Annotated in this window: 14 protein-coding genes; 6 read left to right on the forward strand and 8 right to left on the reverse strand. The window is 72.1% G+C overall.

Annotated features, from left to right (window positions below; translation table 11 throughout):
• Window positions 1-124: 124 nt before the first annotated feature.
• Window positions 125-1,261 (reverse strand): CaiB/BaiF CoA-transferase family protein, encoded by a 1,137-nt coding sequence (locus tag RCR19_RS05475; protein ID WP_331264050.1) that lies wholly within the window; start codon window positions 1,259-1,261, stop codon window positions 125-127.
• 204 nt (window positions 1,262-1,465) lie between these two features.
• On the opposite strand from RCR19_RS05475, the gene RCR19_RS05480 reads away from it, so the two are divergent.
• The gene (locus RCR19_RS05480) at window positions 1,466-2,689 is read left to right on the forward strand and encodes a saccharopine dehydrogenase NADP-binding domain-containing protein (RefSeq protein ID WP_331264051.1); all 1,224 of its coding nucleotides are present in this window, start codon (window positions 1,466-1,468) and stop codon (window positions 2,687-2,689) included.
• Window positions 2,690-2,711: 22 nt separating this feature from the next.
• On the opposite strand, the gene RCR19_RS05485 is transcribed toward RCR19_RS05480, so the two are convergent.
• The 3 genes from RCR19_RS05485 to RCR19_RS05495 all read right to left on the reverse strand — a co-directional run bounded on the left by RCR19_RS05485 (window position 2,712) and on the right by RCR19_RS05495 (window position 4,787).
• Window positions 2,712-2,858 carry a hypothetical protein gene (locus tag RCR19_RS05485; protein WP_331264052.1) on the reverse strand — a complete coding sequence of 49 codons (147 nt, stop codon included), beginning with the start codon at window positions 2,856-2,858 and terminating at the stop codon, window positions 2,712-2,714.
• A 48-nt stretch (window positions 2,859-2,906) separates the two neighbouring features.
• Window positions 2,907-3,629, reverse strand: coding sequence for an endonuclease V (locus RCR19_RS05490; protein WP_331269355.1), 723 nt, complete (start codon window positions 3,627-3,629; stop codon window positions 2,907-2,909).
• 69 nt (window positions 3,630-3,698) lie between these two features.
• Entirely contained in the window at window positions 3,699-4,787 is a 1,089-nt protein-coding gene (locus tag RCR19_RS05495; protein ID WP_331264053.1) for an oxidoreductase, read from the reverse strand.
• Between the two features lie 262 nt (window positions 4,788-5,049).
• Here RCR19_RS05495 and RCR19_RS05500 point away from each other — a divergent pair, with 262 nt between their 5' ends.
• Window positions 5,050-5,463 carry an SsgA family sporulation/cell division regulator gene (locus RCR19_RS05500; RefSeq protein WP_331264054.1) on the forward strand — a complete coding sequence of 138 codons (414 nt, stop codon included), beginning with the start codon at window positions 5,050-5,052 and terminating at the stop codon, window positions 5,461-5,463.
• An 84-nt stretch (window positions 5,464-5,547) separates the two neighbouring features.
• Here the strand turns inward: RCR19_RS05500 and RCR19_RS05505 are convergent, their stop codons facing one another.
• Window positions 5,548-6,381, reverse strand: coding sequence for an isocitrate lyase/phosphoenolpyruvate mutase family protein (locus RCR19_RS05505; RefSeq protein ID WP_331264055.1), 834 nt, complete (start codon window positions 6,379-6,381; stop codon window positions 5,548-5,550).
• A 73-nt stretch (window positions 6,382-6,454) separates the two neighbouring features.
• Window positions 6,455-7,117 carry a GPP34 family phosphoprotein gene (locus RCR19_RS05510; RefSeq protein WP_331264056.1) on the reverse strand — a complete coding sequence of 221 codons (663 nt, stop codon included), beginning with the start codon at window positions 7,115-7,117 and terminating at the stop codon, window positions 6,455-6,457.
• Window positions 7,118-7,437: 320 nt separating this feature from the next.
• On the opposite strand from RCR19_RS05510, the gene RCR19_RS05515 reads away from it, so the two are divergent.
• The 4 genes from RCR19_RS05515 (at window position 7,438) to RCR19_RS05530 (ending at window position 11,910) form a co-directional block, all read left to right on the forward strand.
• Window positions 7,438-9,105 carry an ABC-F family ATP-binding cassette domain-containing protein gene (locus RCR19_RS05515; protein ID WP_331264057.1) on the forward strand — a complete coding sequence of 556 codons (1,668 nt, stop codon included), beginning with the start codon at window positions 7,438-7,440 and terminating at the stop codon, window positions 9,103-9,105.
• A gap of 114 nt (window positions 9,106-9,219) precedes the next feature.
• Window positions 9,220-9,996: a dimethylargininase gene (ddaH, locus tag RCR19_RS05520; protein WP_331264058.1), complete on the forward strand. Its 777-nt coding sequence runs from the start codon at window positions 9,220-9,222 to the stop codon at window positions 9,994-9,996.
• Between the two features lie 229 nt (window positions 9,997-10,225).
• Window positions 10,226-11,200, forward strand: coding sequence for an acyl-ACP desaturase (locus RCR19_RS05525; RefSeq protein ID WP_331264059.1), 975 nt, complete (start codon window positions 10,226-10,228; stop codon window positions 11,198-11,200).
• 242 nt (window positions 11,201-11,442) lie between these two features.
• Complete coding sequence (locus RCR19_RS05530; RefSeq protein ID WP_331264060.1) at window positions 11,443-11,910, forward strand: hypothetical protein; 468 nt, start codon at window positions 11,443-11,445, stop codon at window positions 11,908-11,910.
• 154 nt (window positions 11,911-12,064) lie between these two features.
• Here RCR19_RS05530 and RCR19_RS05535 read toward each other — a convergent pair whose 3' ends face one another.
• Entirely contained in the window at window positions 12,065-12,280 is a 216-nt protein-coding gene (locus tag RCR19_RS05535) for a hypothetical protein (RefSeq protein WP_059130979.1), read from the reverse strand.
• A gap of 186 nt (window positions 12,281-12,466) precedes the next feature.
• Window positions 12,467-12,718 carry a WhiB family transcriptional regulator gene (locus RCR19_RS05540; protein WP_331264061.1) on the reverse strand — a complete coding sequence of 84 codons (252 nt, stop codon included), beginning with the start codon at window positions 12,716-12,718 and terminating at the stop codon, window positions 12,467-12,469.
• Window positions 12,719-12,852 lie beyond the last annotated feature (134 nt).

A 12,852-nucleotide genomic window follows, 5' to 3' on the forward strand; every position in this document is an offset into this window, starting at 1 on the left:
CCCGACTCGCGGAGGAGGTCGGCAGGTACGGCGAGAGCGGTTCGGGCGGTCCCTTCGAGCCGGCGGACCTTGTCGACGGCCTGCCGAGGGGCCGCCGTGCGGCCGAGGAGGGTCGTGGGCGCCATCAGCCGCCGTCCCGGAGCAGTCGGGGCACGTCCCACTCGCGCGCCACGTCCGCGGTGCCGGCCCCGGGCCGCGCGGGTCCGCTGCGCACCGACGCGGGGGTGGCGGAGAAGCGCGGTGCGGGGGCCGGCTGGGTGATTCCGCCGTGGTCGGTGAAAGTGCCGCGGGCGGCGAGATGGGGATGCCCGGGGGCCTCGCGCAGCGAAAGGACGGGGGCCACACAGGCGTCGGAGCCTTCGAAGACCGCCGTCCACTCGTCGCGGGTGCGGGTCTTGAAACGGGCCGCGACCTGCTCCCGCAACTCATCCCAGCGGGTGACGTCCTTGCGGTCCGGAGCCCGGTCCCCGATGCCGAGCAGGGCGACGAACTCCTCGTAGAACTGCTGCTCCAGGGCACCGACCGCCATGTACTGCCCGTCGGCCGTCTCGTAGGTGCCGTAGAACGGGCAGCCGCCGTCCAGCAGGTTGGCGCGGCGGCGGTCCTGCCAGCCGCCGGCGGCGAGCATTCCGTGGATCATGGAGGACAGATGCGCCGTGCCGTCGACGATGGCCGCGTCCACGACCTGGCCGGTGCCCGTCGCACGCGCGTGGTGGAGGGCGGCGAGCAGGCCGACGACCAGATAGAGGGAGCCGCCCGCGTAGTCGCCTACGAGGTTCGCGGGGACTGCGGGTGGCGTGTCGGGATCCCCGATCATGCCGAGGGTGCCGGTGAGGGCGATGTAGGCGATGTCGTGTCCGGCGCGCGGGGCGAGCGGCCCGTCCTGGCCCCATCCGGTCATACGGCCGTAGACGAGGCGCGGGTTGCGGGCGTGGCAGGTCCCGGGGCCGACACCGAGGCGTTCGGCCACGCCGGGCCGGTAGCCCTCGATGAGGATGTCCGCGCGTTCCACCAGCTCGAGCACCGTGGCCGCGCCGTCCGCGGTCTTCAGGTCGACGATCACGGACCGCTTGTTCCGGTTGGTGACGTCGTACGCGGGATCGATCGCGAGCCCTGTTCCGTTCGGACGGTCCACGCGGACGACGTCGGCGCCGAGGTCGGCCAGGAGCATGGCCGCGAACGGGCCGGGCCCGATGCCCGCGAGCTCCACGACGCGCACGCCGGCGAGGGGGCCGTGCCCCGGCGTCCCTGCCACTGCCATCTGGCCCCCAGGTACGTGACACAACTGATGTGACATCGATGATGTTATGAACGGGTGGCGGGAGGGGCAATACCCACACGAGCAAGCGCTTAGTCAATTGCGTCACAGGGACCACCGGCTCACTCGCGCACCCACCTCCCCGTCCGATCGCTCACCGCTCACGCTAGCCTCGGCCACCGACAACGGCGCGGGCGGAGAGGTGTCATGAACAGGCTGAAAACGGATCGCGCGCACGACATCGTGCTGTTCGGAGCCACGGGCTTCGTCGGCGCGCTGACCGCGGAGTATCTCGCCGCGCACGCCCCCGAGGGACTGCGCTGGGCGATCGCGGGCCGCAGCGCCGAGAAGCTCGAGCGGCTGCGGGAACGGCTGCCCGGCGGCAGTGACCCGGGTGTACTCCAGGCGGATGTCTCCGATCCGGAATCGCTGCGCGCTCTCGCCCGCGGCGCGCGGGTGCTGGCCACCGCCGTCGGCCCCTATCTGGAGTACGGCGAGGAGCTCGTGGCCGCCTGCGCCGATGCGGGCACCGACTATCTGGACCTGTCCGGCGAGGCGGAATTCGTCGACCTCATGTACGTGCGGCACGACGCACGCGCACGGGAGACCGGGGCCCGGATCGTGCACTCCTGCGGGTTCGACTCCGTCCCGCACGACCTCGGGGCGTACTTCACCGTGCGGCAGCTCCCGGAAGGGGTGCCGTTGACGGTCGACGGGTACGTCCGGGCGCAGGCCATGTTCTCGGGCGGCACCTTCGCCTCCGCGCTCGGCCAGCTCGCGCGCGGGCCGCAGATGCTGGCCGCGGCCCGGGACCGCGGACGCCACGAGCCGCGCCTGCTGGGCCGCCGGGCGCAGGCGCCGCTCGGCGCACCGCGCTTCGCCAAGGAGGTCGGGGCGTGGGCGCTGCCGCTGCCCACCATCGACGCCCAGGTGGTGCGCCGGTCGGCACGGGCGCTCGAGCAGTACGGCCCCGACTTCCGCTACCGGCATTACGCGGCCGTCGAGACCCTGCCCTATGCACTGGGCGGCGTCGGGACCGCGGGTGCCCTGTTCGCGGCCGCCCAGCTGCCGCCCGCCCGGCGTTGGCTGTCCGGGCGGCTGCGCCCGGGGGACGGCCCGAGTACCGAGCGGCGGGCGAGGAGCTGGTTCTCGGTGCGGTTCGTGGGTGAGGGCGGCGGGCGGCGCGTGTTCACGGAGGTCGCGGGCGGCGACCCGGGGTACGACGAGACGGCCAAGATGTTCGCCGAGTCGGCCCTGTCTCTGGCCCTGGACGACCTGCCGCCCACGTCCGGCCAGGTCACGACCGCCCAGGCGATGGGCGAAGCGCTGATCGGCCGGCTCCGCGCGGCGGGCATCACCTTCCGGACGGCGGACCGCCGCCAGGACCCGTCGTGGCGGACGCGGGTGCCACGCCCCGCCACGCCGGCGTGATCCGAGCGACAGGCCCTGGCGCCTACAGAGGCCAGGTGAGGACGGTGTAGATCATCCCGGCCGTCCAGGCGAGCCCGGTGAAGGCGGCGAGGAGCAACGCGACCCGCACGCCGCGCTCGACGGGCGCGGCGGGTTCGTTCGTGCTCTCGGGGGCGCGATGTGTCGTCATGCGCCCAGCCTGCGCGCCGGGACGACCCGGCCGCATCCGTACGGATACTCAGTTCCCGTACTCGGGCGACCGGGCGCCGGGCCGGGCGACCGCCTCCTTCAGCGCCTCCCGGCACAGGGCGTCGGCACGCCGGGTCGATTCGGGGACGCGGTACTTCGGCGCCAGCACGAGGGTGTGGGCGCAGGCGGTGTCGAGGCTCACCCGGTGTCCCACGGAGACGAACACCGGCTTGACGCCTGCCTGGGTGCGCACCGCCCGGCCGACCTCGTCGGCACCCGCGAGCAGAGGGGCCGTGCTGCCGCGCGGGGCGGCCGGCTCCACGTAGGCGAAGGTGAACGGGTTCTTGGCCACGCCGATGGTGGGCAGCCCGGTGAGCACACCGAGGTGGCTGGCCAGGCCGAAGCGGCGTGGATGGGCGAGGCCGTAGCCGTCGCAGACGACCAACCCGGGGTCGAGGTGCAGAGCCTCAAGGGCCGCCAGGACCGTGGGGATCTCACGGAACGCCAGCAGTCCGGGGACGTACGGGAAGGAGACCCTGCCTACCGCGGTGGCCCGCGCGACCACGGCGAGCGTGGCCGCGTCCAGGACCACGGCCGCCGCCGCGACCACGCCGCGCTCGTCGTCGTAGGCCACGTCGACCCCCGTCACCCGGCCGGTCCCGGGCGGCGGCCCCGGCTCGTCGAGGACCACCCGGTCGCGCAACTCGTCCTGTACGGCGCGTGCTTCCGCTTCCGTGGTGGGCCAGTCCTCGGGGATGCGTACGGTCGTCATGATGGTGTCGAGCGTACGCATCCCCCCACTCCACCATCACGCGTCGCCAGGGTTCCGCCGCCGCCTGCGTCAGGGCTCGAGCCGGGCCACCCGACCCTGCTCGCCGGAGGCCCAGCAGCCCAGATCGGGGGCGCAGTCGACGGTGTCGAAGGAGCCCGGATCGACGGTTCGCCAGGTGCGCCCACCGTCCGTGGTGAGATCGGTGCCGGTCGGGCCCACGGCGAGCGCCGTGCTGCGGCTGTGCGGTAGCCAGGTGACGCCGGAACGGTAGGCGGGCGGCGGCTGGGCCGCCGGCGTCCAGGTACGGCCGCCGTCCCCGCTCACCGCCGCCGCCATCGGCGAGGCCTGGTCCGCGCGGTAGTCACCGCCGACCGCGATGCCGTGGGTGCGGTCGCGGAAGGCGAGTGCGAACACGCCGCGGGCGGGATCGCCCGCAGGGACGGGTGTACCGGCGGCCTTCCAGGTCAGCCCACGGTCGGCGGAGTGCAGTACGCGCGCATGTGCGCCGCCGCCGGTGGCGATCCACACGTCGCGCGGCCCCGAGGTGACCAGGCACTGGCCGCCGGCCGCGAACCCGGCCTCCCCCTCCTGGGCATCGGGCATCCCGGCGCTCGGCAGGACCTTCCAGGAACGGCCGCCGTCGCTGGTGGACAGGATGCGGAACCTTCCGTCGACGGGATCGCTCATGGCCAGGCCGTGACGCCGGTCGAAGAAGGCGAGGCAGTCGTAGAAGGCCTTGGTGTCGGTGTTGTGGAAGGTCTCGGTCCAGGTCGCGCCCCCGTCCTCGGTGCGCAGGACCCGGGAGGCCTCGCCCTCGCCGATGGCGAGGACCACCGCGCGTCGCGCGTCGAACGCCTGGACGTCGCGGAACTCCAGGTCCCCGGCGCCCGGCGGGGAGACGTTGCGCCAGTGCGCGCCGCCGTCGGTGGTGCGCAGCACGGTGCCTCCGGACCCGGCGAGCCACGCGGTGTCCCGATCGACCGCGGCCAGCCCGCGAAAACGCGCCGCGGTGCCGCTGTCCTTGAGCTCCCAGTGCGGCGCGTGCCGCGACGCCCCGTGCGCGTGCGCCGGTGCGACCGACAGCGCGGCCAGCGCGGCGGCACACAGTCCCACGGCCATCATCCGGCCCGAACGCTTCGTGTTCCCCATGCCCGTCATGGCGCGCGAAGCTAGCCCACCGCCACGGCCCCGTCCAGATGGCCGTACCCGGGAACCGTACCGGCGCGCACGGAGTCCTCCCGAGTGACCCGCGAACCACGGGCCGAAGCCATCGAGCTCCTGTGGATCACCTCACTGGCATGGACTCGGTGACAGAGGTCACTCGCCGTTCATGTGCACGGAATCGCCGCTTCCATCGTCTCTTCAAGTGCCGTGTCACATCCGCCCGAAGTCCGTTCAGCCGTCACGAGGGAGCAAGGCGTTGTCCACCCTGATCGAGCAGCCAGTGGAGGCCCGGCTCGTCGCCGCTGCGCCGCGCATGCAGAGCATTCCAGCCACGCTCCACTACGACCGGCGCGACCCCTTCGCCGTCCGCATGACCTTCCCCGCCCCGGCCACCCTGGAGGGTGTGGAGGTCTGCTGGACCTTCGCCCGTGAACTCCTGCGCGCGGGTCTGCAGGGATCCGAGGGCCACGGAGACGTCCGGGTGCGGCCGTACGGCTACGACCGCACCGTGGTGGAGTTCCACGCCCCGGAGGGCACCGCCGTGGTGCACATCCACTCGGCCGATGTCCGGCTGTTCCTGCAGCGGACCGCGGAACTGGTGCCGACGGGCCTGGAGCATCTGCAGATGGACCTGGACCACGACCTGGCGGAACTGATGCGGGACGCCTGACCGAAACCGCCCGCGGGGGTCCGGCCGTCGGGCGGCCGTACCCCGTGAGGCAGGGCGCGCATCGCCTCACAGCGCCCCGGAGGACTAACGAACGCCGCCCAGCAGCCCGTTGAGGCTCGCGTAGTCGGCTCCGCCCGCGAGGCTCCCGTACGTCCCCGCGTCGAGCAGCTCCCGTGCGGCGCGCAGGACCAGACCGTGGACCGCCTCGGCGAGGCCCGATCCGGCGCTGATCCGGGCGACACCGAGGGCCGCCAGTTCGGCGACGGAGGGCGCGCCGAGGCCGACCAGCACGTTCAGCGGACCCTCGATGCCCTCGGCGAGCGCCTTCACGGTCACGGGGTCGAAGGTCCCCGGCACGAAGACGCCGTCCGCCCCGGCCGCGAGGAAGGCGGCCGCTCGCTCGAGGGTGTCGCCCAGTCCCCCGGCACCGCGCAGATACGTGTCGACGCGGGCGTTGACGAACAGCGGTACCCCCGCGGCGTCGGCGGCCGCACGCGCCGCGGCGATACGTTCGGCCTGCTCGTCCACCGGGCGGAGCGGCGCACCCGGGCCGTACAGGCCGTCCTCGATGTTCACACCGACGGCGCCCGCCGCGAGCACCTCCCTGATGGTGTCCCCGACGCCCGCGGGGTCGTCCGCGTACCCGGTCTCGATGTCCGCGGTGACGGGCACGGCCACCGTGTCCGCGATGCGGGCGACGGCGGCGAGGGCGTCGGCCCGGGTCAGCCGGTCGCCGTCGGCGGCGCCGAGCCCCCAGGCGACAGCGGCGCTGGTGGTGGCGACGGCCGCCGCGCCGGCCTCCTCGACGAGCCGCGCGCTGGCCGTGTCCCAGGCGTTGGGCAGGACGAGCGGACGGCCGGGCACATGGAGGGCACGGAAGGCGAGGGCCTGCTCGCCGGGAAGAGTCTCGGAGGTCATGGGGAGGAGCCAACCAGGACCACGGGTCGGAGTCCGGCAGGTTTCCGACAGGTACGTGCCGCAGCGACGGGGATCAGCCCGCCGCACCCGCCGTCGCCACCGCGACCAGGGCCGAGCGCACCTCGTGGACGACCCTGTGCAGCGCGGGCGAGGCGCCACCGGCATGGTCGGCCAGCGCCTCGATGCGCTCCCCGTGGCGTTCCCGCTCCGCCTCGGTCGCCACCGTGCGCAGTCCGGCCGCGGCGGCCAGCGACACGAGGGCGGCGTCACGGTCGGAGACCTCCGTGACGGGTGCCCCGCCCGCGAGCACCCGGCGCGCCTCCTGCTGCAGCGCCTCCACGGCCCGCACGTCCCGCAGTTCGTGGTCCGCGGGAGGCAGCAGCCCGAGCGCCCTCTTCTTCCCGGCGCGCAGCAGGCCTTGCGTGACGAGCCCCGCGCGCACGGCGTCCAGGGTGATCCCGGTGTGCAGGGTCACCCAGGTGCCCCAGGGACGGGGCATCGACTCCTCGACGAGTTCGAGGAGCCCGTCGAGGACGGGGTCGCCCGTCTCGGCGTCGAGGTCGGCGGGGGTGGCGACGCCCTCCACGTCGACCAGCAGACCCCGCTGCGCCAGTTCGGTGAGGGCGCCTGCCCGGACGAGGTATCCGATACCGGCCGCACCGGTGAGGCAGGGCCCGGAGGTGTCCCAGGCCAGCAGATACAGCCGGGCGGGCAGCGAGGTGGAGCCGTGGGACACGAGGCCTCCTGGCGCACGGTTCGGGGGGGAGTCGTCCGGCCCGCGCACGCGGTGGCCGCGTGGCCGGACGGAGGTCGTGATGCGGGTTTTAATCCGTTGACACTCCTCGTACCCGTTCCTACGGTGTTCAGCGGTCCTGTTGCCGTCGATAGGAGAAGGACGTTGCTCGTCTGAGGTCATGAGACACCGCGTCACACAGCGCTGTCCGCGCCTGTGTGCGTCGTGTGCGACCTCGGCGTTCGAGCCGTCCGTCCTCCGGTACGGGGCCGTTTCCCGTTCCCGGACCGTCGCCCCTTTGCGGTGTCTCACACGCGTTGCCCATGTCCACTCCCAGCAACCGCGAGGCCCGTATGTCACAGACCCCCTCACTCACCTGCACGTCCCTGTCCTTCTCCTGGCCCGACGGGACATCCGTCTTCGACGACCTCCAGATCGCGTTCAACGGCGGCAGGACGGGACTCGTCGGCGTCAACGGATCGGGCAAGTCCACCCTGCTGAAACTGATCGCCGGCGAACTCGTGCCGTCCGCGGGAGCGGTGCGCGTCACCGGTGACGTCGGCCTTCTCCCGCAGAACGTCACGCTCGACACCTCCCTGAGGGTCGACGAGGCGCTCGGCATCGCCGCGACCCGCCGGGCACTGCACGCCGTGGAGGCGGGCGACGTGTCCGAGGAGCACTTCACCGCCATCGGCGACGACTGGGACGTGGAGGAGCGCGCCGAGGCGACGCTCGGCGAACTCGGCCTCGGCCACATCGGTCTCGACCGCACCATCGGCGAGGTCTCCGGGGGCGAGTCCGTCCTGTTGCGGCTGGCAGCTCTGCTGTTGCGCCGGCCCGACGTGCTGCTGCTGGACGAGCCCACCAACAACCTCGATCTGTACGCGCGCCGGCGTCTGTACGCGGCGGTCGAGGCGTGGTCGGGGGTCATGGTCGTGGTCAGTCACGACCGGGAGCTTCTCGACCGGGTCGACCAGATCGCGGATCTGCGCTCCGGGGAGGTCACCTGGTTCGGCGGCAACTTCTCGGCGTACGAACAGGTGCTGGCCGTGGAGCAGGAGGCGGCGGAGCGCACGGTGCGCGCGGCCGAGGCCGACTTCCGCAAGCAGAAGCGCGAACTGGTCGACGCCCAGGTCAAGCTGGCCCGCCGCAAGAAGTACGGCCAGAAGATGTGGGACCAGAAGCGTGAACCGAAGATCGTCATGGGGGCGCGCAAGCGGGCGGCGCAGGAATCCGCCGGCAAGCACCGCATCATGCACGAGGAGCGGCTCGCCGACGCCAGGGAACGTCTCGACGAGGCCGTCGAGGCGGTACGGGACGACGACGAGATCCGCATCGATCTGCCGTACACGGCGGTGCCTTTGGGGCGGTCCGTGCTGACGCTCAGGGATCTGGAGCTGACCTACGGAGCGCGTGTGAAGGGCACCTTCGAGCTGCGAGGTCCCGAGCGGATCGGTCTGGTGGGGCGCAACGGGGCGGGCAAGACCACCCTGCTGCGCACGATCGCGGGCGAGCTGGAACCGCTTTCGGGCGAGGCCGCCGCGCACGTCCCGATGCGTCTGCTGCCGCAACGGCTGGACGTCCTCGACGACACGCTGACGGTGGCGCAGAACGTGGCGCGGTTCGCCCCGGGGGCCACCAACAACCGGATCCGGGCCCGGCTGGCCCGCTTCCTGTTCCGTGGCGCACGGGCCGACCAGCCGGCGGGGACGCTCTCGGGCGGCGAGCGCTTCCGCGCCGCTCTGGCCGCACTGATGCTCGCCGAGCCCGCGCCGCAACTGCTGATCCTCGACGAACCGACGAACAACCTCGACATGGCGAGCGTGCGGCAGCTCACCACGGCCCTGGAGTCGTACGAGGGAGCGCTGATCGTGGCGGGCCACGACATCCCGTTCCTGGAGTCGATCGGCATCACCCGCATGGTGCTGCTCGACGGAGAGCTCAAGGAGACCTCTCCCGAGGCGCTCGGAGATCCCGACCCTCGCCCGTGAACACGATTGGCGGACCGTGTGTCGGGCAGGCGACTGCCGGAACCCGGGGCTTTGTCCCCGGGTTCCGGGCCTGCATGATGGCGGGCGAAACCTTCAGCCGAGACGGAGTCCCACGTGCCCAGCAAGAAGGCCCTGATCCGCCGACCCAGCCCACGCCTCGCCGATGGACTGGTGACCCACATCGAGCGGGAGAAGGTCGACCCCGATCTCGCGCTCGAGCAGTGGGAGGCGTACGGCGAGGCGCTGCGTACGCACGGCTGGGAGACGATCGAGGTGGATCCCGCCGACGACTGCCCCGACTCGGTGTTCGTCGAGGACACGGTCGTGATGTACAGGAACGTCGCCCTGATCGCCCGGCCCGGGGCGGAGTCACGACGCGACGAGACCGACGGGGTCGAGGAGGCCGTGGCCCGCCTCGGCTGCTCGGTGAACTGGATCTGGGAGCCGGGCACTCTCGACGGCGGTGACGTGCTGAAGATCGACGACACCCTCTACGTCGGCCGCAGCGAACGCACCAACGCGGCAGCCGTCCAGCAGGTGCGCGCCGTGTTCGAACCGCTGGGCGCCCGGGTCGTCTCGGTACCGGTCACTCGGGTGCTGCATCTGAAGTCGGCGGTCACCGCGCTGCCGGACGGCACCGTCATCGGCCATGTGCCGCTGGTGGACAAACCCGCGCTCTTCCCGCGTTTCCTGCCGGTCCCGGAGGAGTCCGGTTCGCACGTCGTGGTCCTCGGCGGGGGCAGACTGCTGATGGCGGCCAGCGCCCCCAAGACGGCGGAACTGCTCGCCGACCTCGGCCACGAGCCGGTGGTCGTGGACATCAGCGAGTTCGAGAAGCTCGAGGGCTGTGTGACATGCCTCTCGGTGCGCATGCGGGAGCTGTACGTCTGACCTGCTGACTCCGCGTCCGTCACACCCGTGAGGCTTACGTCGCACGGTAGTTCGGCATCCCCGAAAACGGGGCCGGAACCGGTTGCGGAGACCCGCACGGGCACCGGTGGAGCAACTGGCCTTACAGCGCGCTTAACCTACGGGTTCGTAACCTACGGCTTCGTAGCCTACGATCCCGTAGGTTCCGGCACGGTACGCCGGTTTATCTCAGTGTCCCCCTGGAGTTCCTGTGACGATCACTTCTTCCCGCCTCGGCAGCGCCTCCGTCTGGACCGACGCCCGGCTGCTGTACGCACTGGAGGAAGTGGTCGAAAGGGAACTGAACCGCCATCTGAAGGCGACCAAGGACTGGATGCCGCACGAGTACGTGCCCTGGACCGACGGCCGCAACTTCCCCGGCTTCTTCGAGGACGGCGTGGCCTGGGAGAAGGACCAGTCCAAGGTGACCGAAATCGGCCGGATCGCCCTGGTGGTGAACCTTCTGACGGAGGACAACCTCCCCAGCTACCACCACGAGATCGCCACGATCTTCGGCCGCGACGGCGCCTGGGGCACCTGGGTGCACCGCTGGACCGCCGAGGAGGGGCGGCACGGCATCGTCATGCGCGACTACCTGCTCGCGTCCCGCGCGGTCGACCCCGACAAGCTGGAACAGTTCCGCATGTCGCACATGAGCGAGGGCTTCGAGTCGGACAACCGGCACTCGATGCTGCACTCCGTCGCGTACGTCGCCTTCCAGGAGCTGGCGACCCGCATCTCGCACCGCAACACCGGCCACCAGTCCGGCGACCCGGTCTGCGACCGGATGCTGGCCCGTATCGCGACCGACGAGAACCTCCACATGGTCTTCTACCGGAATCTCCTCAAGGCGGCGTTCGAGATCGCCCCCGACATGACCATGGAGGCGGTCCGGGACGTCGTCGTGAACTTCCGGATGCCGGGCCACGGCATTCCCGGCTTCGAGCGCGCCGCCGCGCAGATGGCGATCGGCGAGGTCTACAACCTGCGCATCCACCACAACGACGTGCTCCAGCCCGTACTGCGCTTCCTGAAGGTCATGGAGATCGACGGCCTCGGCCCCGAGGGGTGCCGCGCCCAGGAGGAACTGGGCATGTTCATGGGTGGACTGGACGCCGAGGCGGCGAAGTTCGACGAGAAGCTCGCGGCCCGCAAGGCGCGGATGGCGGGGCGGGACCGGGCGTGACCCCGTGCGCGGCGCAGCGCCGCGCACATGCCGTCGGCCCCGGCACGGTCGGTGGCCGACGGCAGGAACGTCAATGCAGAGGCAGAACGTTTCAGCACTAATCGCCAGGCCGCGCCACCCTTTCCTCGGGGTGGAATTATCTATCAGCATGAATATGCCGGTTGCGCGTCCCCTCCCGGACCCGCGACCGGCGCGGTCCCTGTCGGACGCCTGGTCGCCGGGTGGCGCCCCTGGAGCGGGTCATGAGGAATGCGATGTGGATGCAGGGCGTGGAGTGGCTGGCCGCCGCCGCGCCGGACCCGCAGGCGTGCAAGCGGGAGTGGGAACGCGGTGCGGGCACCGTGCTCCTGGAGGCCGGGCGCCACTGGGACGTGGTGAGCGTCCCCCGGCAACTGGGTCTGCTCGCACTGGACATCCTGTGGTACGACCCGCTGCAGACCCCCGGACCGACCCTGGTGGACTCGGCGGCGCACCGGGTGGGCTTCTTCGTGCCGCCGGACCCCGCCGGCCACTGGACCGGGGCCGACGTCCGCCACGCGAGCAAGGGTTCATGGGTCGCGGCGCCCCCGCCGTACCGGTCGGCGGGCTCGGTGGAGTGGATCGTGCCGCCCGACGGAAGCGGCACCCTGCATCCGCCTCTCACCCTGGAGCTCGCGCTGCGCCAGGCCAACGAGACGCTCGCCGTACTGGCCCCCGTCAGCACCGACTGAGCGCAGAGGTCTCCGATCGGCCCGATCCGCGCCGACGCGGGGGCGGCGCATGCCCGGACACGCTCCTGCGCACGCGGGTCGGCCGGCGCACACCGTCACCACGGCGCGCCCCGACGGTGCGCGTCTCCTGCGGCCGCCTCGTCGCGGTCGGCCGCTACGCCGCCTCGTAGTGGTGTGCGTCCGCGCCGCGCCACTTGACCCACGACGGATCGTCGAGCACGTCCTCGGCATCGGGCAGCCCGGCGCGGCCGAGGAACTCGATCAGATCCTCGTCGGAGAAGGCCATCCCCAGGCTCTCCCCGCGCGTGGTCACCCGACGGCCGCCGGTGCCGGACGGCGGATGAACGATGACAGGGGCCCTTCCGGACATAACTCCAGGATCGTCCCGCGCGCCCCGCCGCGCATCCGGACGGACGGCTCGGGCCACGACCCGGCTTCGTACCCGGCGGTCTTCAGGGACGCCCGCCGGGTCCGGCCGCGAGGCCCACGCGGGCCTCGCCGCCGCGCTCACCGACCCTCGACGGCACCCCCGTACCCGTCGCCGGACCGGTGGATCTCATCCGTTCTCCTCCGACCGCCGCAGACGCATCCGCTCCTTCTCGGACAGCCCGCCCCAGACACCGAACCGTTCGTCGTTCGCGAGCGCGTACTCCAGGCACGCGGAGCGGCTGTCGCACAGCGCGCAGATGCGCTTCGCCTCCCGCACCGAGCTGCCGGGCTCGGGGAAGAAGAAGTCTGCCCCCGTCTGCGCGCACAGCGCCTGCTCCTGCCAGGCGATGTCGGACGCGGTGATCGCTTCGATGTGCATGGCGAAATCGTGTCGCTCGGCGACAAACGTTCGATCAACGCGTGATCAACGGCCCGTCCGGCGTTCCCGCAGCACCCGATGATGTCCCGGGCCGGCCGGCCCGCGCACGGCGGCGCGCGGAGAAACTTCGCCGG

This window comes from Streptomyces sp. WAC07094, assembly GCF_036320405.1.
Taxonomy (GTDB): domain Bacteria; phylum Actinomycetota; class Actinomycetes; order Streptomycetales; family Streptomycetaceae; genus Streptomyces; species Streptomyces lannensis.